Below are 1,158 nucleotides of genomic sequence, written 5' to 3'. Positions count from 1 at the left end.
GCTTGTCCGAAGACGCACACGGCGGTTTCACGGCCTTAGCATCAGAGGGTTCAGCGTTGGCGCTTCAAAGCGGGTACCGGAATATCAACCGGTTGTCCATCGACTACGCCTGTCGGCCTCGCCTTAGGTCCCGACTTACCCTGGGCAGATCAGCTTGACCCAGGAACCCTTAGTCAATCGGCGCACACGTTTCCCACGTGTGTATCGCTACTCATGCCTGCATTCTCACTCGTGAACCGTCCACCACTGCCTTCCGGCGCAGCTTCACCCGGCACACGACGCTCCCCTACCCATCCCAACGGGCGTTGGCCCTCATGCTGGAATGACACGACTTCGGCGGTACGCTTGAGCCCCGCTACATTGTCGGCGCGGAATCACTTGACCAGTGAGCTATTACGCACTCTTTCAAGGGTGGCTGCTTCTAAGCCAACCTCCTGGTTGTCTCTGCGACTCCACATCCTTTCCCACTTAGCGTACGCTTAGGGGCCTTAGTCGATGCTCTGGGCTGTTTCCCTCTCGACCATGGAGCTTATCCCCCACAGTCTCACTGCCGCGCTCTCACTTACCGGCATTCGGAGTTTGGCTAAGGTCAGTAACCCGGTAGGGCCCATCGCCTATCCAGTGCTCTACCTCCGGCAAGAAACACACGACGCTGCACCTAAATGCATTTCGGGGAGAACCAGCTATCACGGAGTTTGATTGGCCTTTCACCCCTAACCACAGGTCATCCCCCAGGTTTTCAACCCTGGTGGGTTCGGGCCTCCACGAAGTCTTACCTCCGCTTCACCCTGCCCATGGCTAGATCACTCCGCTTCGGGTCTTGAGCGCGCGACTAAACCGCCCTATTCGGACTCGCTTTCGCTACGGCTTCCCCACACGGGTTAACCTCGCCACACACCGCAAACTCGCAGGCTCATTCTTCAAAAGGCACGCAGTCACGACGCACCAAGCAAGCTTGATGCGCGACGCTCCCACGGCTTGTAGGCACACGGTTTCAGGTACTATTTCACTCCGCTCCCGCGGTACTTTTCACCATTCCCTCACGGTACTATCCGCTATCGGTCACCAGGGAATATTTAGGCTTAGCGGGTGGTCCCGCCAGATTCACACGGGATTTCTCGGGCCCCGTGCTACTTGGGTGTCTCTCAAACGAGCCGC

General features: G+C 57.9%; 1 rRNA gene. It reads right to left on the bottom strand.

From position 1 onward, the window contains the following. Positions 1–1,158, bottom strand: a 23S ribosomal RNA gene (locus tag ACSNOD_RS31300); the annotation flags it as partial.

Source organism: Streptomyces sp. URMC 123, from assembly GCF_051386515.1.
In the GTDB taxonomy this organism is placed as follows: Bacteria; Actinomycetota; Actinomycetes; order Streptomycetales; family Streptomycetaceae; genus Streptomyces.
This window is presented reverse-complemented; position numbering and strand designations above follow the sequence as displayed.